This is a genomic window from Curtobacterium sp. PhB172 (assembly GCF_003752545.1).
In the GTDB taxonomy this organism is placed as follows: Bacteria; Actinomycetota; Actinomycetes; order Actinomycetales; family Microbacteriaceae; genus Curtobacterium.
The window spans coordinates 209,913-228,673 of sequence record NZ_RKIF01000007.1; the positions used below are offsets into that span (position 1 = coordinate 209,913).

Annotated in this window: 21 protein-coding genes; 7 read left to right on the plus strand and 14 right to left on the minus strand. The window is 71.4% G+C overall.

The features are described 5' to 3' along the window. Positions 1 to 113: 113 nt before the first annotated feature. The gene (locus EDF42_RS08150) at positions 114 to 1,319 is read right to left on the minus strand and encodes a PP2C family protein-serine/threonine phosphatase (RefSeq protein WP_123671971.1); all 1,206 of its coding nucleotides are present in this window, start codon (positions 1,317 to 1,319) and stop codon (positions 114 to 116) included. Between the two features lie 151 nt (positions 1,320 to 1,470). On the opposite strand from EDF42_RS08150, the gene EDF42_RS08155 reads away from it, so the two are divergent. Continuing rightward, on the plus strand, positions 1,471 to 1,791 hold the full coding sequence (locus EDF42_RS08155; protein ID WP_123671972.1) for a hypothetical protein: 321 nt from the start codon (positions 1,471 to 1,473) through the stop codon (positions 1,789 to 1,791). A 12-nt stretch (positions 1,792 to 1,803) separates the two neighbouring features. Here the strand turns inward: EDF42_RS08155 and EDF42_RS08160 are convergent, their stop codons facing one another. From EDF42_RS08160 to EDF42_RS08170, 3 genes are all read right to left on the minus strand, one after another. Continuing rightward, positions 1,804 to 2,667 (minus strand): helix-turn-helix transcriptional regulator, encoded by an 864-nt coding sequence (locus EDF42_RS08160; protein WP_185040828.1) that lies wholly within the window; start codon positions 2,665 to 2,667, stop codon positions 1,804 to 1,806. 147 nt (positions 2,668 to 2,814) lie between these two features. Next, positions 2,815 to 3,435 (minus strand): signal peptidase I, encoded by a 621-nt coding sequence (gene lepB / locus EDF42_RS08165; protein WP_123671974.1) that lies wholly within the window; start codon positions 3,433 to 3,435, stop codon positions 2,815 to 2,817. Next, positions 3,432 to 3,998, minus strand: coding sequence for a hypothetical protein (locus tag EDF42_RS08170; protein ID WP_123671975.1), 567 nt, complete (start codon positions 3,996 to 3,998; stop codon positions 3,432 to 3,434). Before EDF42_RS08170 ends, lepB begins: the two co-directional genes overlap by 4 nt. Positions 3,999 to 4,125: 127 nt before the next feature. Between EDF42_RS08170 and EDF42_RS08175 the strand changes: the two genes are divergently transcribed. Then, positions 4,126 to 4,911 (plus strand): SDR family oxidoreductase, encoded by a 786-nt coding sequence (locus EDF42_RS08175; RefSeq protein WP_123340131.1) that lies wholly within the window; start codon positions 4,126 to 4,128, stop codon positions 4,909 to 4,911. Positions 4,912 to 5,023: 112 nt separating this feature from the next. On the opposite strand, the gene EDF42_RS08180 is transcribed toward EDF42_RS08175, so the two are convergent. The 6 genes from EDF42_RS08180 to EDF42_RS08205 form a co-directional block, all read right to left on the minus strand. After that, positions 5,024 to 5,908 carry a VOC family protein gene (locus EDF42_RS08180; protein WP_123671976.1) on the minus strand — a complete coding sequence of 295 codons (885 nt, stop codon included), beginning with the start codon at positions 5,906 to 5,908 and terminating at the stop codon, positions 5,024 to 5,026. Between the two features lie 238 nt (positions 5,909 to 6,146). Then, positions 6,147 to 7,238: a hypothetical protein gene (locus EDF42_RS08185; protein ID WP_148067658.1), complete on the minus strand. Its 1,092-nt coding sequence runs from the start codon at positions 7,236 to 7,238 to the stop codon at positions 6,147 to 6,149. Continuing rightward, the gene (locus tag EDF42_RS08190) at positions 7,235 to 7,816 is read right to left on the minus strand and encodes an ATP-binding cassette domain-containing protein (protein ID WP_221180472.1); all 582 of its coding nucleotides are present in this window, start codon (positions 7,814 to 7,816) and stop codon (positions 7,235 to 7,237) included. Before EDF42_RS08190 ends, EDF42_RS08185 begins: the two co-directional genes overlap by 4 nt. A gap of 11 nt (positions 7,817 to 7,827) precedes the next feature. Continuing rightward, positions 7,828 to 8,871 (minus strand): peptidoglycan-binding protein, encoded by a 1,044-nt coding sequence (locus tag EDF42_RS08195; RefSeq protein ID WP_123671978.1) that lies wholly within the window; start codon positions 8,869 to 8,871, stop codon positions 7,828 to 7,830. Beyond that, positions 8,871 to 9,398 carry a hypothetical protein gene (locus tag EDF42_RS08200; RefSeq protein WP_148067660.1) on the minus strand — a complete coding sequence of 176 codons (528 nt, stop codon included), beginning with the start codon at positions 9,396 to 9,398 and terminating at the stop codon, positions 8,871 to 8,873. Before EDF42_RS08200 ends, EDF42_RS08195 begins: the two co-directional genes overlap by 1 nt. 80 nt (positions 9,399 to 9,478) lie before the next feature. Next, positions 9,479 to 9,760 carry a hypothetical protein gene (locus tag EDF42_RS08205; protein WP_123340125.1) on the minus strand — a complete coding sequence of 94 codons (282 nt, stop codon included), beginning with the start codon at positions 9,758 to 9,760 and terminating at the stop codon, positions 9,479 to 9,481. Between the two features lie 103 nt (positions 9,761 to 9,863). On the opposite strand from EDF42_RS08205, the gene EDF42_RS08210 reads away from it, so the two are divergent. Further along, complete coding sequence (locus tag EDF42_RS08210) at positions 9,864 to 10,430, plus strand: GNAT family N-acetyltransferase (protein ID WP_185002670.1); 567 nt, start codon at positions 9,864 to 9,866, stop codon at positions 10,428 to 10,430. 99 nt (positions 10,431 to 10,529) lie between these two features. On the opposite strand, the gene EDF42_RS08215 is transcribed toward EDF42_RS08210, so the two are convergent. Next, on the minus strand, positions 10,530 to 12,059 hold the full coding sequence (locus EDF42_RS08215; RefSeq protein ID WP_123671980.1) for a catalase: 1,530 nt from the start codon (positions 12,057 to 12,059) through the stop codon (positions 10,530 to 10,532). A gap of 50 nt (positions 12,060 to 12,109) precedes the next feature. Further along, positions 12,110 to 12,640, minus strand: coding sequence for a Fur family transcriptional regulator (locus tag EDF42_RS08220; RefSeq protein WP_260213225.1), 531 nt, complete (start codon positions 12,638 to 12,640; stop codon positions 12,110 to 12,112). A 181-nt stretch (positions 12,641 to 12,821) separates the two neighbouring features. Between EDF42_RS08220 and EDF42_RS08225 the strand changes: the two genes are divergently transcribed. After that, on the plus strand, positions 12,822 to 14,135 hold the full coding sequence (locus EDF42_RS08225; RefSeq protein ID WP_123671981.1) for an acyltransferase: 1,314 nt from the start codon (positions 12,822 to 12,824) through the stop codon (positions 14,133 to 14,135). Positions 14,136 to 14,283: 148 nt separating this feature from the next. Beyond that, on the plus strand, positions 14,284 to 15,102 hold the full coding sequence (locus tag EDF42_RS08230; protein ID WP_123671982.1) for a cytochrome c oxidase assembly protein: 819 nt from the start codon (positions 14,284 to 14,286) through the stop codon (positions 15,100 to 15,102). Positions 15,103 to 15,334: 232 nt separating this feature from the next. Here EDF42_RS08230 and EDF42_RS08235 read toward each other — a convergent pair whose 3' ends face one another. Together EDF42_RS08235 and EDF42_RS08240 are read right to left on the minus strand one after the other, a co-directional pair. Then, positions 15,335 to 16,984 (minus strand): DHA2 family efflux MFS transporter permease subunit, encoded by a 1,650-nt coding sequence (locus EDF42_RS08235; RefSeq protein ID WP_123671983.1) that lies wholly within the window; start codon positions 16,982 to 16,984, stop codon positions 15,335 to 15,337. Next, complete coding sequence (locus EDF42_RS08240) at positions 16,981 to 17,595, minus strand: PadR family transcriptional regulator (protein ID WP_123671984.1); 615 nt, start codon at positions 17,593 to 17,595, stop codon at positions 16,981 to 16,983. Before EDF42_RS08240 ends, EDF42_RS08235 begins: the two co-directional genes overlap by 4 nt. Before the next feature lie 188 nt (positions 17,596 to 17,783). Between EDF42_RS08240 and purS the strand changes: the two genes are divergently transcribed. Further along, positions 17,784 to 18,035, plus strand: coding sequence for a phosphoribosylformylglycinamidine synthase subunit PurS (gene purS / locus EDF42_RS08245; RefSeq protein ID WP_017886272.1), 252 nt, complete (start codon positions 17,784 to 17,786; stop codon positions 18,033 to 18,035). A 5-nt stretch (positions 18,036 to 18,040) separates the two neighbouring features. Beyond that, positions 18,041 to 18,736, plus strand: a complete 696-nt coding sequence (gene purQ, locus EDF42_RS08250; RefSeq protein ID WP_111085606.1) for a phosphoribosylformylglycinamidine synthase subunit PurQ — start codon at positions 18,041 to 18,043, stop codon at positions 18,734 to 18,736. The last annotated feature ends 25 nt before the right edge of the window (positions 18,737 to 18,761 follow it).

Below are 18,761 nucleotides of genomic sequence, written 5' to 3' on the forward strand. Positions count from 1 at the left end.
CGTGACCGTCCGGCGGCGCGCCGACGGCACGTCGTGACCAGTCGACGAGCGACCAGTCCTGACCTGCCGACGACCGGCGTACGGCCTGCCGACGACCTGCCGACGGCTCGTCGTCAGAGGTCGCGCGCGACCACGACGACGGTCAGGTCGTCGCCCGGGTCGTGGTCGACCGCACGCGACCGCACCCGCTGCAGGAACGTCGCGATGTCCGGCGACCCGCGGTAGAGCACCCCGAGCTGCGACAGTGACGCGAGCGTGGAGTCCCACAGCTCGAGCGCGCCGTCGCTGACCACGATGACCACGTCACCCGGACGCATGACGAGCGACCCGGAGGCACGTTCGATGCCCGCGGGGTGCAGCCCGATCGGCAGGTCCGACGACCGCAGGATCCGCTCGGCGCCGTCGTCGCGGAGCTGCAGGACGAGTCCGTGTCCGGCGTCGGTGAAGTCGATCCGGCCGGTCGAGGGCGTGAGCCGGCCGTGGAACATCGTCGCGAACGACTCGGCGCGGCTGAGGTCGGGTGCGACCTGCGCCTCGAGCTCGGCGACGGCGACGTCGGGTGCCAGGTCGCCGCGGGCGAGCAGTGCACCGCGGATGTTCGCGGCGAGCAGCCCAGCCGACATGCCCTTGCCCATGACGTCCGCCACGGTCAGGTGCACGGCGTCGTCACCCGAACGGTGCCAGTCGTGGAAGTCGCCGGAGACGACGCCGTGCGGCACCGACAGCCCGGCGATCCGGTAGCCGGGCACGTCGACCGTGCCGGGTTCGAGCCCCGCGAGCACGGACCGCAGGCGGTCCTCGTCGGCGCCGGCTGCCAGTTCCCGCTCGGCCCAGACACCGAGTTCCTGGAGCAGGGCGACCTCGTCGGCGTCGAGGGTCCGCGGTTCCGGGTCGATGAGGCAGAGCGTGCCGACCTTGACGTCGTCGTCGCCGAGCCGCAGCGGGACCCCGGCGTAGAAGCGCACGTTCGGGTCGCCGACGACCATCGGCATGTCGGAGTAGCGGGCGTCGATGCGCGCATCCGGCACGAGCACGGGGCCGCGCTCCCCCAGCGTCCGCCCGCAGAAGGTGTCCTGCAGCGGGATGACCGGTCCGAAGTGGCTGTCGCTCTGCTGGGACTTGATGGTCAGCGAGGTCTCGCCCGCCAGGTTCAGGAAGGAGCCGGAGACCCCGAGGGCCTCACGCGCGATGCGCGTGATCCGGTCGAAGCGCTCTTCGGCGCCACCCTCGACCACGTCGAGTGCGGCGAGCAGCGCTGCGCGGCGCACGGCGTCGGTCGCGCCGGTGACTGGGACGGTCGTCGCTGTCTCCGAGTGCATGCACCCACGCTAACGCGCCAACCGGACAGGGCCTGTCCCCACTACGGAGGACGCACCACCCCAGTCCGCGGGGCAGGCTCGCCGAGCGCTCGGCCGTCGACCCTGGATCGGCGCGACCCGGCGCGGCCCGGCGTCGGACTACCCTGGACGCGTGTCCCGCCGTGTCCTGCCCGCTGTCGCCCTCGCTGCGGCGGCTCTGGTGACGCTCGCGGGGTGCGGCGCCCACGACTCGACCGGCCAGGTCTCGGTCACCGTGTCGGACAACGCCGCCGACCACCCGTACGAGGTCAAGGTCTTCGCGTCGACGGGCAAGCTCTCCGAGCACCAGCGGGTGTTCCCCGGAGGCACCGCGGACTTCGCGGGCGTCCCGCTCGGCAAGGTGACGGTCCTCGCGGGCTCGCTGTGCCCGCAGACGACGACGGTGACGAACGACGCCGTCGCGACGGTCACCCTGACGACGACGGGCTGCTGAGCGCGGGTCGGTTCAGACTGCGCCGGGACCCCGCGCGATCGTCTCGTGCGGCTGCTCGCCGAAGCGTGCGCGGTAGTGGGCGGCGAAGCGACCGAGGTGCGTGAACTGCCAGCGCCGGGCGACGTCGCTCACCAGCAGCCCGCCCGAACGCGATCGGCCGAGTTCGAGGTGGACCCGGTCGAGCCGGACCTCGCGCAGGTACTGCATCGGCGTCACCGCGAGCCGCCGGCGGAAGAGGTCCTGCACGCCGCGCTCGCTCAGACCGCACGAGTCCGCGATGTCGGCCACCGAGAGCGGCCGGTCGGCCTGGTCGTGCACGAAGCGGATCGCACGACGCATCCGGTGCTCGACGTCGGACCGTGACGGCGAGAACGTCGACAGCACGACCGTCGCGATGCGTCGGTTCAGGGCGGCTCGCTCGTCGGCCGGCAGGGTGGGGTCGAGGACGCGACCGGTGACGTCGCGGAGCAGTGCTCGGAGGGGTTCGATCCGAGGGTCGGCGGCGTCCGGTTGCCGGAACTCGGCCGATGGGCCGCCGCCGCGGTCGCCGCCGCGGTCGCCGCCGCCGCCGTCGCGGTCGCCGTCGCCGTCGCGTCCGCCGAGCAACGCCGGCGACAGGTGCAGCAGGGTCATCGCCGTGGCGTCGGTGTCGAAGCCGTACGCGACCGAGGCGGAGAGCATCATCGGGCGTTCGGCGCCGACGTCCCAGCTCGAGCCGTCGTCCGCGGTCAGGCGGGCACGGCCGTCGGCGAGCCAGAAGACCACGTGGTCCGGTCGGGGGCCGATCGTGCCGGAGCGGTGTCCGTGCGTCCCGATGCGCCGGATCGACAGCTCTGCGTCACCCCCGGTCACGTAGTCCATGGGCACAGCGTCCATGGGCACAGCGTCCATCGGAACAGTGCCTCCGCTCACCCCGCTGCGGACGGTCCGACACGGGAATCGGAACGCTACCGCACCGGACGACCGGGGCGGGCAACGACCGCCCCGGACCGCTCAAGGCCGCTCAGGGCAGCTCAGGGCCGCTCAGGACGGGTCCGGCACCTGGTCCCACTCGTCGGCGTACCGCGAGAGCACCGTCCACCGTGACACCGGCCACGTGGTGATGAACGCACGACCGACCACGTCGTCGACCGGCACCGTGCCGTGCACGCGGGAGTCCGCCGAGTTGTACCGGTTGTCGCCCATCACCCAGATGCGCCCCTTCGGCACGGTGATGTCGAAGTCGGTGCCGGAGACCCGGTCCGACCCGATCTCGGGCACCACGTACGGTTCGTCGACCGGGTGGCCGTTCACCGACAGGTGTCCGCCGGTGCCGCAGCACGAGACGGTGTCGCCGGGCAGGCCGATCACTCGCTTGATCAGGTCGTCGCCCTGCCCGGTGCCGAGCCAGCCGCCCGGGTCCTGGAACACGACGACGTCACCGCGCTGCAGCGGCACGGCGCTGGGGACGAGTTCGTTGACGAGCACGCGGTCGCCGATGAGCAGCGTGTTCTCCATCGACGCGGACGGGATGTAGAAGGACCGGACCAGGTAGGTCTTCACCAGGAACGACGCCAGCAGCGCCACGACGACGATGACGACGAGGTCGCGGAGGAACTTCCAGCCGGCGCGCTTCGGCTTCGGCTCGGACTCGGTGGCGCTCAATGCGTCAACACCACCTTCACGAGACCGATCACGAACGCCACGGCGGCCAGCACGATGCCGCCCCAGAGCCCGAGGAACGTGGGCCGCTTGCCGCTGAAGCGCTGCATGAACACGCCGACCATCCCGATGCGCACGACCAGGATGACCAGGGCGGCCGTCTGCGCCCACCCCGTCGGGATCCACCCGATCCAGGCCACCGCGTACAGCACCGCGGGGATGAGCCCGGACGTCGCGATCGGGTTCGCGTTCCGCATGATCGTCACGACCGATTCGCGCCGGGCGTCGTCGGTCTGGGAGTCGTCGCCGCCGAGGCCGTGCGCCACCAGGTGCGCGAGCACGTGCGCCAGGTAGGTCAGGACCGCGGTCGCCAGGACGGCCCAGACCGCCGAACCGTGGTGGATCGCGGCCGGGTCGACGGCGATCGCGGCGGCGAGCACCGTGATGTTGCCGTAGATGTAGGACGACATCCGGTCGCGGACGTGCTCGATCGGCAGGTCGCGCGGGTCCGGACGACCGCCGCGGGGTCCGCGTCCGCGTCCGAGCGGTGGTCGTGTGCGTGGCATCCGTCCATCTTGGCCCTCGCGTGCCGGTCCTCGCCGACAGGACACCGAGTGCGATGGCCACGCGCGTGACCGGTTCCGGCAGACTGGGTGGCGATCGGTGCGACGGCGCACCGGACAGGAGGCCCGTATGACGTCCGCACGACCACTCGCCCTGGTGACCGGCGTGGGCCGCAGAGCCGGCATCGGCGCGGCGCTCGCCACCCGTCTGGCGACCGACGGCTGGGACCTGGCCATCTCGTGGTGGGGCCCGTACGACGACCGCGTGAGCGGTGGGGCGGATCCCGACGGGGTCGAATCCGTCGTGCAGGAGTGCGAGTCGGTGGGTGCACGCGTGACGCGCCTCCCGGTCGACCTGGAGGACCCGGACCAGGCGGCCGCCCTGGTCGGCCGCGCCGAGACCGAGGCGGGCGCCCCCGTCACCGCGCTGGTGATGTCGCACTGCGAATCGGTCGACTCGGACGTCCGCACCACGACGGTCGAGTCGTGGGACCGGCACTTCGCGGTCAACGCCCGCGCGCCGTTCCTGCTCGTGCAGGCGTACGCGGCCGCACTCGAACGCGCTGGCGACGCCGCACCGCGGGACCGCCGGCGGATCGTCGCACTGACGAGCGACCACATCGCGTACAACCTGCCGTACGGGGCGTCGAAGGGGGCACTCGACCGCCTCGTGTTCGGTGCCGCGAAGGAGCTCGGCGGCCTCGGCGTCAGCGCGAACGTCGTGAACCCCGGCCCGAACGACACCGGGTGGATGTCCGACGACGTCAAGCGCTGGGCGGTCGAGGGCACGCCGCTCGGTCGGCTCGGACGACCGTCGGACACCGCTGCACTCGTCGGGTTCCTCTGCTCGGAGCAGGGGCGCTGGGTGAACGGGCAGCTGCTGACGTCGGACGGCGGGATCTCGAACCGCGCGTGACCCGCGCGGTCGGCAGTCGGCGCCGAGTCTCGGGGTCAGCGACACTTCTCGTGGCTGCGGGAGCGAGAACAGTCGCTCTGCCCGAGTCTCGGCCACCCCGCGGCGGACCGCGTCAGCCGCGACCGGGCGCGGTCACCTCGATGCGGTTCGCCCACGGGTCCTCGAACGCGACCGTCCGGCCGTCGTCGGCGGTCTGCACCCCTGTGTCGTGCATGCGTGCGACGAGGGCACCGAGGTCGTCCGACCCGGGCACCTCGATCCGCACGAGCCCCAGCCCGAGCGCGAGCTGGCGGCGCCCAGCGCCGCGGGAGTTCCAGGTGTTCATCGCCATGTGGTGGTGGTACCCGCCGGCGCTGACGAACAGGGCCTCGCCCCACCCGGCCGTCGTCGCGAAGCCGAGCTTGTCGACGTAGAAGTCCTTCGCGCTGGCGACGTCGCCGACCGACAGGTGCACGTGGCCGACCCGACCCGGCGCGTTCGGCGCGGACTCCATCGCGTCGGCCGTCAGGTGCTCCTGCAGGAACGCGTTCGGGTCGACGTACTTCGTGTCCATGTCGACCATGCCGTGCGTCCACGACCACTCCGTGCGGTCGCGGTCCCAGTACAGCTCGACGCCGTTGCCCTCGGGATCGGTGAAGTAGAACGCGTTGCTCACCAGGTGGTCGGCGCTGCCGGTGAAGGTCTGCGGGAACTTCGTCGCCACCGAGTACAGCGCGGCGGCCAGGTCGGCCCTCGTGTCGAACAGGATCGCGGTGTGGAACAGGCCGGCGTCGTGCGGGCCGGCGTGCTGCATCGACGGCGCGTGCTCGAGGATCACGATCGGGACCGCCAGGCCACCGGCGCCCGGTCGCCCCAGCACGGCGACACCTCCCTCGTTCGAGAGCAGCGCGAGCTGGACGCCGTCGCGGTAGTAGCCGATCATCCGGTCGAGGTTCGCGACGCGGAGGGTGACGGCACCCATCCCGGTGTCGGCGGCGAGGAGGTCCTGCGTGTGCATGGCACCAGTGTGCGCCCATTTGGTTGACGCGTCAACCAAATGGGCGTCGGTCGCCTACGACAGAGCGACAGATCCACGCGGCCCCGGTGCGAGGCACCCGCCAAAGCGACAGATCTCCGCGAACAGTTCGCGGCGATCTGTCGCTTTTGCGAACGGGGCGCGCAACGGACGGGGCGCGCAGCGAACGGGGCGCGCAGCGGACGGGAGGCCCGGTGCGCGTCCGCCCCGCCGGCCGCGGTCAGCGGGAGCGGAAGTAGCGGTGCAGCGCGCGCTCGCGGATCGCAGCCGCGGCGAGCGCCCCACCGAGCAGCGCGCCCACGAGCCCGAGGGACGCGATCGCGATCGCCTCGCGCACGATCGGCAGTGCGTCGTCGATGTCGAGGCCACGCACTGACACCACCGCAACGCTGGTCGCGACCAGGGCCCCGACCGATCCCCAGACCACGTGCTGCAGGACGATGCCGAGGACCTGCGCGCTCCGCGGTACCCCGACGTGCCGGTCGGAGGCCAGGGCGAGCCGGCGCCGTGCGACCGCTGCCGCGCCGATCGTCAGCCCCACGAGGGCCGCTGCACCGAACGGGACGAGCACTGGCTGCCGCACCGCGGGGGTGAAGACCGCGCCCAGGGTCGGGTTGAGCTGCCCGGCGGTCGGTCGGTCTTCGCCCTCGGCCCCGCTCGCTGGCAGGACGGTGCGCCGGAGCATCGAGGCCGTGTCGTCGCGCTGCGGCCACACCGTCGCCCAGCAGGCGTCGAACGGCGACCCGTCGTCCACCGTCGGCGCGAGGACCGCGTACTCCAGGTCGGGGTCACGGCCGTCGTCGGGGTGGTCGTACACACCGGCGATTCCGGTGCCCGCGCCGCCCACCGTCACGAGGCGATCGCCGGCAGCAAGACCCAGGGTCTCGTGCACCGTGGGCGAGACGATCACTCCCGCGGCCCCGCCGGCAGCGGAGCCGCCGAGCAAGCCACGCACCCCGGCGGTCACCTCGTAGGTCGGGATCGCCGAGCCCGGCAGCGCGGCGGGGACGACTCCGGCGTCGAGGCGCCGGAGCGCACCGGACGCGATGACCCCTTCGGCATCCGCGAGGGCATCGCACACGCGGCCGTCGATCCGGCCCTCGGCCCGCTGGACGGTCGTCGCCGCACCGCTCGCGACGAACACCGCAGCCGCTCGGACGTCACCGGCGACGGCAGCTGCGCGCATGCCCACGACACCGCTGAGCAGCACCGCGAGGACGGCAGCGGTCACGGCCGCCCACGAGGCTCCGGAGGCGATGTCGCGCCACGCCTCCCGCCAGACCTCGGTCACCTGCATCCGCCGAGGGCTCATCGGTACCGCCCGAGGTCGAGCACTCCGTCGCAGGCGTCACGGGTTGCGTCGTCGTGCGTGGCGACGACGACGACCGTCCCCGCCGCGGCGAGCGCACCGATCCCACGGTTCACCTCGATCGCGGTCGCCCGGTCGAGTTGCGCCGTCGGCTCGTCGACCAGCATCAGACCCGGCGCACTCGCGATCGCGCGCGCGAGCATCAGGCGTTGCGCCTCGCCACCGGACAGTTCGGCGAACCGCGCGTGCGCTCGCGAGCCGAGCCCGAAGCGCTCGAGGACCTCGAGTGCCCGGACGTCTGCGGTCCGACGATCCGCGCCCTGGGCGACGAACGGCAGCGCGACGTGGTCGAGCACGCGGCGGCGGGCAACCCCGTGCGGGTTCTGGAACACCCAGAGCGGCCGACAGCCCGGCGGACGGACGGCGGCGCCGCGCGTCGGACGGAGCATCCCGGCGAGGATCGCGAGCAGCGTTGACTTGCCGGAGCCGCTCGGCCCGACGACCGCGGTCACGCTCCCCTCGGCGAAGGTGCGGTCGACGCGGTCGAACAGCACGGTGCCGTTCGGCCAGACGTGCCCCACGCCCTCGAGCGTCACCGACACGAGCTGGACCGGTCCGGCGCGGCACGGATCCGGTCGAGCGTTCGTCCGCCGGGCACCCGGACGAACGACTGCCCGAGTTCCGACCCGAGGACCTCGACCCGGAGCGACCGCCCCGTCGTCGGTTGCAGGCACGCCCGGTCACCCTCGAGGTCCCAGAGGGCCGTCGGTGGCACCACCTGGACCGTTCGTGGCCGGCTGAGCGCCCACGTCGCGGCCACCGTCGGTGTGCCGTCGGCCGAAGCGACCGTCGCCGCGTATTCCGGCAGGGCGGTGATCGTGGAGAGGGCCGTCGGCGACGAGACCACCCCGGCGGCGTCGATCGGGACGTCGGCGTTCCCGATCCGCAGCACGCGCTCCCCCGGCGCCGGATCGACCGGGAGCGCCTCGATGCGCGCACCGCGGAGTTCGGCCGGGAGTTCGACGAGGACACCGTCGGCGCCGACCGCTGCCCCGACGACGGCCACGCACGCCAGGACGGTGTTCTCGGCGGCTGGCACCCATGCGAACGGGTCCCGCGGCACGACGCCGTCGGGCAGGTCGTCGCGGTCGACGCCTCGGTCGACCAGGAACTGCTGCGCAGCGTGGAGCGTGCCCGGGCCGAGGACGCCGTCGATGCTCAGTCCGGCACCGAGGCGCGTGAGTTCCCGCTGCAGCCCCGTGACGTCGGCCCCGCGGTCGCCGAGCTCGAGGTCGCGCCACAGCGGCTCGTCACTGGCGAGCGCGATCACCGGCCGCCCGTCGACCCGCGCGAGGACGTCCCCACTCCGCACGGGTGCTCCGGTCGAGCACGTCGACGTCGTCACCGTGCCGGTCCGCGACGTCACGACCGCCCGTGGGGCACCGGTGTCGAGTGCGAGCTGCACCTGTCGCTCATCGGCATCGGAGCGCTCGGTCACCCGGACGGTGCTCGCGGGGGCCGCCGTCCGGAGTGCAGCCGGCACCTCGGCCGGCACAGCGACCACGATGGCAGCGGCCGTCGCCGCCGCGACCACCATCGCCCCGAGTGACAGGAGCGCGGCAGACGGGAAGCGCATCACTGCCGCCAGAGCCCGAGCGGGTCGACACGGCACTGGATCGCAGCGTCGCTCGTCTCGTCGAACGGGAACGTGTCGGCGTCGTAGTCCTTCCGCCACTGCCGCTCGGTGTAGTCCTTTCCCACCAAGCCGGAATCCCGCAGGCAGGGAACCGTGATCTTCGCGTCATCGAGACGTTGAGGATTCCGGCGCGTCTCCTCGAAGAGCTGTGTGACGTACTCGTCGGCGGTCTCCTCGCATTTTCGGAGGATCGGGTCCGAGCGCTCGAAGAAGTCGTCGGGGTAGCGCCCATCGAGTGATTCGAGGCCGAATCCGCCGTCCGGGTCGTAGTCGATCCGCAGTCCGGAGTCCGCGAGGCACCGACCCACGCGGTCGTGCGCGGCCTCGAGCTCCGCAGCGGTCACATCACCGTCAGCGAGGATCCTGAACTCGAAGTCCGACACACCGTCATCGAGCGCGGCTCGGAACTCCTCAGCCCACGGCCCCGCCGATTCAAGGGCTACCTCCGACGACATCGTGGTCTCCACAGCGCTGCTACAGCCAGACAGGACGAGGACCGCGGTGGCCGCGACGCACACAGCGGCACGGCCACCGAACAGATGGCGCACTACCGCGCCGTCATGCCGTACGAGACGACGTTCGCCCAACACAGCTTCTGCGCCGAGATGTGCCCCTTCCCCACCCACGCCCCGTACTTCGAGGACGCGTTCCTGATCGCGTTCCAGTGCCGCGCGCCGTTGCCGCAGGAGTTGTTCTTCCCCTTGGTCAGCGTCACCGACCCGTAGCACGCAGCACTCGCCTCCGGCGCCGTCGCGGTGTCGACCGCGATCCCACCGCCCACGACACTCCCCAACACGACCGCACCCAGCACGACGTTCTTGATCGACATCGATCTCCCCTTCGTTGCGACATCACCCCGATGTCACCGTTAACGTATTACCGGTCAGTACGCGAGCGCAACGACCATCACCACATCCGTGCAGGATGGACGCGTGACTGATGACATCCAGTGGGAGGTGGTCGAGGAGAGCTCCCTCTCGCTCCCGGACCACGAAGCGATCGCAGCACTGCTCGCGCAGGCGTTCCCGGACTGGTCCCACTGGTACGTGGGCGGCCGCAGCTGGTCCGGCATGCAGCCCGAACGCCGGGTCCTGGCCCGTGACCAAGGCGGCGTCGTCCTGGCGCACGTCGGGATCCGCCGCATGTTCATCACGGTCGGCGGGCGCGACGTCCTGGTCGGTGACACCGGCCTCGTCGCCGTGTCGCCCAGGCTCCAAGGATCGGGCAAGGGCCGGGAACTCATGGAGCGCACGCACGCCGTGCTCGACGGGCTCGCGGTGCCGTACGGCTTCCTCGGCGCGGGCGAGAACCGCATCCCCTTCTACGCGAAGCTCGGCTGGCACGAGTTCCCCGAGGTCGTCGGCACCTTCTCGGCGTTCACCGCCGAGGGCGCCGGCATCACGAACACCGAGCAGGGCGGCTGGATGGTGCGGCCGGTGGCCGCAGCCCTGGAGGACTGGCCGGCCGGCCCGATCTGGCTGAACGGCCAGGAGGTCTAGGAACAGACCACGAACGGACGGGAGGCACGGTGCCAGCTGGCACCGTGCCTCCCGTCCGTCAGGTGGTGGACCGGGGCTCACGCCCCCGCATCCACCGGACTACGCCTCGACCGCCACGGTCTCCGGGTTTTCGTTCGAACCCGGCGCGCTCGGCACGACCGCAGCGCGCACGCGCGCACCCAGGTCGGCGTCGACGTTCGTCCAGTACGCGAACACGCGCTCGCGCAGGTCGTCGCGCGTCACCTTCGAGACGTGACCGGCGATGTTGCCGACCAGGCGCTCACGGGCGGCGTCGTCGAGGACCTCGCGGACCATCGTGCCGGCCTGGCCGAAGTCGTCGTCCTCCGGGTGCAGGGTCGCGGCGGAACGCTGCAGCGCACCGTCCGACTCCCAGCCCGGGGCATCGTCGGTCGCAGTCGGGTCGGCGTGCGCACCACCGAGCGAGTTCGGTGCGTACACGGGCACCTCGGACTTCTGGAAGTCGAAGCGCATCGCGCCGTCCTTCGAGTACGAGTGCACCTCGTTCTTCGGGGCGTTGACCGGCAGCTGCGCGTGGTTGGTGCCGACGCGGTAGCGGTGGGCGTCCGCGTAGCTGAAGATGCGCGCGAGGAGCATCTTGTCCGGGCTCGCTGCGATGCCGGGCACGAAGTTCGAGGGGGCGAACGTCGCCTGCTCGATCTCGGCGAAGTAGTTCTCCGGGTTGCGGTTGAGCTCCATCGTGCCGACCTCGATGAGCGGGTAGTCCGCGTGCGGCCACACCTTCGTCAGGTCGAACGGGTTGAAGCGGTAGCTCGCGGCCTCCTCGTAGGGCATGACCTGCACCTTGAGCATCCAACGCGGGTGGTCGCCGCGCTCGATCGCAGCGTGCAGATCGCGGATGTGGAAGTCCGCGTCCTCGCCGGCGATGCGGTCGGCATCCTCCTGCGTCAGGGTCTTGTGGCCCTGCTCGGTGATGAAGTGGTACTTCACCCAGAAGCGCTCGCCCTCGGCGTTGATCCACTGGTAGGTGTGCGAGCCGAAGCCGTCCATCTCACGCCACGACGCGGGCAGGCCGCGGTCGCCCATCAGCCACGTGACCTGGTGCGCCGACTCGGGCGACAGGGTCCAGAAGTCCCACTGCATGTCGTGGTCGCGCAGGTGCGAGCCGGGCAGGCGCTTCTGCGAGCGGATGAAGTCGGGGAACTTGATGCCGTCGCGGATGAAGAAGACGGGGGTGTTGTTGCCGACGAGGTCGTAGTTGCCCTCGGACGTGTAGAACTTCAGCGCGAAACCGCGGGGGTCGCGCCACGTGTCGGGCGAACCCTGCTCACCGGCGACGGACGAGAAGCGCGTGAGCATCTCGGTCTGCTGGCCCGGCTGCAGGAACGCGGCGCGGGTGTACTTGCTGACGTCTTGCGTGACGGTGAAGGTACCGAAGGCACCGCCGCCCTTCGCGTGGACGACACGCTCCGGCACGCGCTCGCGGTTGAACTGGGCGAGCTTCTCGACCAGGTAGTGGTCGTGCAGCGCGAGGGGGCCGTCGGCCCCGACGCCCATCGAGTGCTCGTCGCTCGAGACGGGAGCGCCGGAGTTGGTGGTCGTGGTGGGGGTGCCGGCCGGCTGGCCGGGCGTCGTGTTCTGGTCGGACACGGTTCCTCCTTGGGTGGAACGGTTGGTTCGGTCAGGGGTGCTCGGGTGGTTCAGGGGACGCGCGGGGCGCCGGACTCGTCTGCGCTTGGGCTTGCGCTTGGTGCGCCGGCGTCGCTGGCTGCGTCATCGCCGGCGTCGCTGGCCGCGTCATCGCCCGCGTCGTCGCGCTCGGCCGCGGCGCACCGCTCGCAGATGCCCCAGTAGGTGACCTCGGCGGTGGTGACGGCGAAGCCGTGCGCGTCCGACGGGGTCAGGCAGGGCGAGTGCCCGACGGCGCAGTCGACGTCCTCGATCGCGCCGCACAGGGTGCAGACGATGTGGTGGTGGTTGTCGCCGGTGCGTCGCTCGTACCGAGCGGGGCTGCCGGCCGGCTCGATGCGTCGGACGAGGCCGACGCCGGTCAGCGCGGCGAGCACGCCGTACACGGCCTGGTGGCTGGTCGTCGGGAGCTCCGCCGTGAGCGCCGTGACGATGTCGTCGGCGGTGGCGTGCGGCATCGATTCGGTGGCCCGCAGCACCGCGAGTCGCGGCGTCGTGACCCGGAGGCCCGAGGTGCGGAGCAGATCGGCGTCGGCGTCCATGCTGAGCCTTTCTTTTGCAGGAATCAAGACAACGAGGCCACTGTACACGAGCCGCCAGCGGGGCTTCCAGCGGGGGCCAGGACGCCGACACATGCCCGGACCGGAATACGAAGTGTCACGATCCGGTCGCGATCAGCTGGACCAACGCTGGACCGACCGTTCCGCACGCTAGCGTCCGGACATGTCCACGAGCCACGGCCTGTCTGAACAGGCGAACAGCGCACCGGACGTCCGGGGGATCATCGCGAAGCGGGACCTGGTCGTCGACCTCATCCGGACGGCCTGCGTCGTCCTCGTCGTCATCGTGCACGTCACGATGGTCGGCGTCGCGTCCGACGACCACGGGGTGCGGGTGACGAGCCCCCTGCAGGAACTCCCGTGGTACGTCGCCGCCACGTGGATCGGGCAGGTGATGCCCCTCTTCTTCGTGGTCGGCGGCTTCGCGAGCGCAGTCGGCTGGCGCAGCACCGTCGCCCGCGGTGGGCCGAGCCCTGCTCGCGACTACCTGGCCACCCGCCTCGTGCGCCTGTTCCGGCCCGCTGTCCCGCTGTTCGTGTTCCTCACGCTCGGGCTCGGTGTGGCCACGGCCGCCGGCACCCCACCGGACCTCCTCGCCGAGGTCGCGTTCGGCATCGGCTCGCCGCTCTGGTTCCTCGCCGCGTACGGCATCACGCAGTGCTGCGTGCCCCTGATGATGCGGTTCCACGAGCGCGCACCCTGGGCGACGCTCGGCGTGTTGCTCGTGCTCGCCGCGGTGATCGACGCGGTCCGCCTGGCCACCGGGGTCGCCGAGGTCGGACTGCTCAACCTCGGGCCGGTGTGGCTCTTCGCGCAACAGCTCGGGTTCCTCTGGGCCGACGGCTGGTTCGCACGGCGGTCGAAGACGCTCCTGCTCGCGGTGGCCGTCGCCGCCTACGCCGTGCTCATCCCGATGACCTCGATCGGCTTGTGGGCACCGGACATGCTGCAGGACCTCAACCCGCCGATGCTCCCGCTGGCGTTCCTCGCGATCGCGCAGGCCTGCCTGGTCCAGCTCGTGCACGCTCCGCTCACCCGCCTGATGCGCACCAGGGCCGCGCTCGGCGCCGTGTTCGTCCTCGGCCGCGACGGCATGACCATCTACCTGTGGCACCTGCCGCTGTTCATCGCACTGAACGGGATCGCCCTGCTGGTCGGGGTGCCGTTCCCGTCGCCGGGCTCCGGCGGGTGGTGGGCGTCCCGGCTGATCGCACTGGTCGCGGTGCTCGCCGTCGCACTCGGGGTTGCTCGCGCGCTCCGGTGGTTCGACCGCCCGCTCCCCCGGCTGCTGCCCTCGGCCGACCGCCCGTCCTGGCCGGTCGTCGCTGTCGCTGCGCTCTGCACGATCGGTCCGGCGTTCCTGGTGATGCAGCTGCACCTGTCGTTCGGGGTCGCGGTCGTCGGCGCCGTGGCCGTGCCGATCGGGGTGTGGTTGCTCTCGCGGACCACGCCAGCCCGGGGCGTCACCCGGATCTGAACCGGTTCTCACCGTTCGGGGCTGCTCGGGCCTGCACCGGCACACACGCCGGGCAGAGGATGGCGGCAGGCCGATCCCCTGGAGGCACCCGACGCCGTCGACACCCGAGTTCTGGAGCACCTGGCGGTTCGATCCCCTGTCCGCGGTGATGATCGCCGTCGCCGCGGGCGCCTACGGCTGGTGGGTCGTCGGCGCCGCACGTCGCGGCGCACGCTGGCCCTGGTGGCGCACTCTCGCATTCGTCGCCGCACTGGTGCTGTTCGGGATCCTGCAGTTCGGCATCGTCGGCGTGTACGACCAGCAGCTCCGGTGGGCGTTCGTGCTGCGGTCCGCCCTGCTCTTCTTCGCGGTCCCCACCTTCGCCGCGCTCGGTGCGCCCGTCTCGTTGCTCCGGACAGGAGGCCCGGATCGCCTCGCGCACGCCGTCGACGCCGCCATGCGGTCGCGTCCAGTGCGCCTGCTCGGCAACGCGATCGTCGCGCCGCTCGTCGCCCTCGTCCTGTTCGGCCTGTTGCTGACACCGTTCGCGGCGGCCCTGCGCGAATCGTCCGTCTGGGCCGTCGTGATCACGGTGACGGTGCCGATGCTCGGGTTCGGGTTGCTCGCTCCACTGTCGGAACCCGGGGTGCTGCGGTCGTCGACGTTCGTCACCGCGGAGTTCCTGCTCGCCTTCGTGGAGCTGATGATCGACGCGGTGCCGGGCATCGTGCTGCGGATCACGAACCACGTGCTCGACGGGTCGGTGGTGCAGGCCGTGGGGCAGCCGTGGTTCCCGTCGCCGCTGCGCGATCAGCACCTGGCGGGCGACCTGCTGTGGTTCATCGCCGAGGTGGCGGACATCCCGGTGCTCATCTCGCTGTTCATCCGGTGGCAGCGGACCGATCGCCGCGAGGCCCACGCCGTCGACGCCCTGACCGACGAGCAGATCGACGAGCTGACGCGGGAGCACCTGCAGCGCCGGGGTTGAGCGCGCGGGCGGGGCGCCGACCCTGAACGACGACCTCGATGTCGTACGACGTCGACGGTGTCGCAAGCACGCGGCCGCAACTGTTGCAGACGCGGGACTGCGACGAACCCGTTGTCGTACGACGTCGAGGGTGTCGTACCCCCGCGGCCGCAACGACTGCGCCCGGACCCCGGACGCACGCGGACCCCGGGCCGCTCGTGGAGCAGCCCGGGGCCCGGGTGGTCGGCGCGGGTCAGGCGTCGGCGTGCTTGCCGTGGTGGTCGATGGCGGCGAGCTCGGCCTCGGCAGTCGCCGGAGCAGCGGCCGCAGCGTGCACGCCGTGCTCGGTCGGCTTCGCGTCGCCCTCGGCCGGCGCAGTGCCCTCCGCGTCGGGCTGCGCGGTCACGCCACCGGTCTGCTGCCAGGCGACGGTCTGCTTCGGCTTCGCCAGGAACAGCGCCGCCACGATCGCCGCGATGAGCACGATCGCCGGCAGGAACAGCGACTCACCCATGGCGCGCGAGAACGGCTCGAGCAGGAACCCGGGCAGTCCGCCGACCTGCTGCTCGGCACCACCGGCAGAGGTCCCGCCGGTCGAGGCGGGGAAGTTCGCGGTGATCCGCGCCTCCATCAGCGCGGCGATGCCGGCCGAACCGAGCACGGCACCGATCTGACGCGTGGTGTTGTAGACGCCCGAGCCGGCACCGGCCAGCTTCGGCGGCAGGTTGCGCGTCGCCGAGACGGACAGCGGTCCCCACATGCAGGCGTTGGCGATGCCGAGGAGCGCGCTCGGCAGGAGCACCCATCCCCAGTCAGCACTCGACGACAGCAGAGCGCCGAACCAGAACAGCCCGGCCGAGAAGCACGCGAGACCGAACGCGGCGACCCAGCGCGGGTTCCACCGGTTGAGGTTCTTGCCGACGAGCGGGGCGAGGCCAGCGGACAGCACGGCCTGCGGCACGAGGAGCAGTGCCGCCTGGGTCGGCGAGAACCGCAGGACGTCCTGCGCCCAGAGCATGATCGGCAGCGCGAACGAAGCGATCGCGACACCGACGGCCGTGATGGCGACGTTGGCCAGGGTGAAGTTGCGGTCCTTGAACAGGCCGAGGGGCAGCAGCGGCTCACCCTTCTGCACGCCCTGCCAGACGACGAACCCGGCGAGCACCACGAGCCCGACGATGATGAGCGACCACACCGAGATCGGCCCGGCGATGACGCCCCAGTCGTAGGTCTCGCCTTCCTGGATGCCGAAGACGAGCAGGAACAGGCCAGCCGCCGACAGGAAGATGCCGAGGTAGTCGAAGCGGTGCCCGTGGCGGTCGAACGACGGTACGAAGCGCTGCGCGAGCACGAACGCCACGACACCGACCGGGACGTTCACGAAGAAGATCCACTCCCAGCCGAAGCCGTCGACGAGCAGGCCGCCGACGATCGGGCCGACGAGCGAGGCGACACCGGCGACGGCGCCCCAGAGACCCATCGCGGCACCGCGGTTCTGCGGCGGGAAGATGCGCGTGATGACGGACATCGTCTGCGGGCTCATCATCGCGGCGCCGAGGCCCTGCACGACGCGGGCCACGATGAGCATCTCGATCGACCCGGCCAGACCGCACCAGAGGCTGGCGAGCGTGAACACCACGAGGCCGATCTGGTACATGACCTTCGGGCCGAAGCGGTCACCGAGACGGCCGGTGATGAGCAGCGGCACGGCGTAGGCGAGCAGGTACGCGCTCGTCACCCAGATCACGGAGTTGATGTCCGCGTCGAGCTTCTGGGCGATGGTGGGGGTGGCGACCGACACGATGGTCGAGTCGACGAGGATCATGAAGAAGCCCACGACGAGCGCCCAGAGGGCGGGCCACGGCTTCTTCTCGGTCGTCCGCGGAGGCGTGACGGTGGTCATCGAGTGGTGTCCTTGCTGTTCGTGGGGAAGTCAGTGTCTGCGGGGACGGCCGGGCCGTCCCAGGGGAGGTCGCCGCTGGCGATGCGGTCGACGGTGGTGCTGAGCCACTCGATCTGCGCGGCGAGCATCGCACGGACGTACGACACGTCGAGCCAGTACCGCTCGGTCAGCTGCTTGGCCTGCACGCGCTGGAGTGCCTGGTCGTAGTCGTCGCGCTCCTGCTCGAGTGCGACGATCCGGGCCCGGACGGCACCGACCGCCTCGGCGTGCGGCAGGTTCTCGAGCACGGAGAGGGCCAGGTGGAACTCCGGGTACTCGTCCGCAGGCTCCGCCACCATGCGGCGGAGCCCGTCCGCGAGTGCTGCGCGACCGGCTTCGGTGATCGTGTAGGTGGTGCGTTCCGGCCGGTTGCCGTCGCGGTCGGTGCCCACGACCTCGGCGAACCCGAGCTCGGCGAGGCGGCCGACCTGGTGGTAGAGCGTGCCCGGGCGGACCTTGACGTTCCGCTCCTCCTGCCGGTGGACCATCGTCTGGAACATCTCGTACGGGTGCATCGGTGCCTCGTTCAGCAGGTCGAGCGCGGCGAACGCGAGGGGCGTGAGCGACGTCATGCGGGCCTCCTGACGGATCGGTGCGGCAGTCTTCCGACTGGACTATTCGACTTCGAATATACGGAGTTGAACACAGGTGAGCAAACGCACAGCACGTTCTCCACAGGAGGCCCGGATCCGTCCCGGCGTGTCGCGCGCGCCCCGTAGACTGGTCGCGTCCCCCACCCCTGAAGCGCTGGAGAGAACACGTGCCAACGATCGTCGTCGAGGTCATGCCCAAGGCTGAGATCCTCGACCCCCAGGGCAAGGCGGTGGGCAACGCCCTCGCCCGTCTGGGCAAGGCCGACCTGACCAACGTCCGCATCGGCAAGCGCTTCGAGGTGACCGTCGACGGCCCCGTCGACGACGCCAAGCTGGCCGAGGTCCGCGACATCGCCGCCGACGTCTTCTCGAACGCGGTCATCGAGGACGTCGTCTCCGTGACCGTCGAAGGTCAGTGACCCGGATGCGCATCGGCGTCATCACCTTCCCCGGCTCCCTCGACGACCGTGACGCCCAGCGCGCGGTCCGGCTCGCCGGCGCCGACCCCGTCGCCCTCTGGCACGGCGACCACGACCTGCAGGGCGTCGACGCCATCGTGCTGCCCGGTGGGTTCTCGTACGGCGACTACCTGCGCGCCGGTGCGATCGCCGCGAAGGCGCCGATCATGGCCGAGGTCATCGACGCCGCCGGCAAGGGCATGCCCGTGCTCGGCATCTGCAACGGTTTCCAGATGCTGGCCGAGGCCCGCCTGGTCCCCGGCGCGCACACCCGCAACGCGCACCAGCAGTTCATCCGCCGCGACCAGAAGCTCCGCGTCGAGACCACCTCGACCGCCTGGACCTCCGGGTTCACCGCGCAGCAGGAGATCACGATCCCGCTCAAGAACGCCGACGGCCGGTTCGTCGCCGACGCCGACGAGATCAAGCGCATCGAGGACAACGGCCAGGTCGTGTTCCGTTACGTCGGCGTGAACCCGAACGGGTCCATCGACGACATCGCCGGCGTCTCGAACGAGCGTGGCAACGTCGTGGGCCTGATGCCGCACCCCGAGCACGCGACCGAGCCCGGCTTCGGCCCGGACACCGCCGCTGCCATGGCCTCCGGCACGGACGGCCTCACCTTCTTCACCTCCGTGATCGAGTCGACGCTCGTCAAGTGACGGCCGCGACTCCAGTGACAGGGAA

What these genes read in the sequence shown, in the direction of transcription:
- EDF42_RS08230 (WP_123671982.1), top strand. Translation starts at nt 14,284, where the DNA reads ATGATCGCCGTCGCCGCGGGCGCCTACGGCTGGTGGGTCGTCGGCGCC.
- EDF42_RS08185 (WP_148067658.1), bottom strand. Translation starts at nt 7,238, where the DNA reads ATGAGCCCTCGGCGGATGCAGGTGACCGAGGTCTGGCGGGAGGCGTGG.
- EDF42_RS08235 (WP_123671983.1), bottom strand. Translation starts at nt 16,984, where the DNA reads ATGACCACCGTCACGCCTCCGCGGACGACCGAGAAGAAGCCGTGGCCC.
- EDF42_RS08160 (WP_185040828.1), bottom strand. Translation starts at nt 2,667, where the DNA reads ATGGACGCTGTGCCCATGGACTACGTGACCGGGGGTGACGCAGAGCTG.
- EDF42_RS08150 (WP_123671971.1), bottom strand. Translation starts at nt 1,319, where the DNA reads ATGCACTCGGAGACAGCGACGACCGTCCCAGTCACCGGCGCGACCGAC.
- EDF42_RS08225 (WP_123671981.1), top strand. Translation starts at nt 12,822, where the DNA reads ATGTCCACGAGCCACGGCCTGTCTGAACAGGCGAACAGCGCACCGGAC.
- purQ (WP_111085606.1), top strand. Translation starts at nt 18,041, where the DNA reads ATGCGCATCGGCGTCATCACCTTCCCCGGCTCCCTCGACGACCGTGAC.
- EDF42_RS08170 (WP_123671975.1), bottom strand. Translation starts at nt 3,998, where the DNA reads ATGCCACGCACACGACCACCGCTCGGACGCGGACGCGGACCCCGCGGC.
- EDF42_RS08175 (WP_123340131.1), top strand. Translation starts at nt 4,126, where the DNA reads ATGACGTCCGCACGACCACTCGCCCTGGTGACCGGCGTGGGCCGCAGA.
- EDF42_RS08195 (WP_123671978.1), bottom strand. Translation starts at nt 8,871, where the DNA reads ATGCGCTTCCCGTCTGCCGCGCTCCTGTCACTCGGGGCGATGGTGGTC.
- EDF42_RS08240 (WP_123671984.1), bottom strand. Translation starts at nt 17,595, where the DNA reads ATGACGTCGCTCACGCCCCTCGCGTTCGCCGCGCTCGACCTGCTGAAC.
- EDF42_RS08205 (WP_123340125.1), bottom strand. Translation starts at nt 9,760, where the DNA reads ATGTCGATCAAGAACGTCGTGCTGGGTGCGGTCGTGTTGGGGAGTGTC.
- EDF42_RS08220 (WP_260213225.1), bottom strand. Translation starts at nt 12,640, where the DNA reads ATGGACGCCGACGCCGATCTGCTCCGCACCTCGGGCCTCCGGGTCACG.
- EDF42_RS08180 (WP_123671976.1), bottom strand. Translation starts at nt 5,908, where the DNA reads ATGCACACGCAGGACCTCCTCGCCGCCGACACCGGGATGGGTGCCGTC.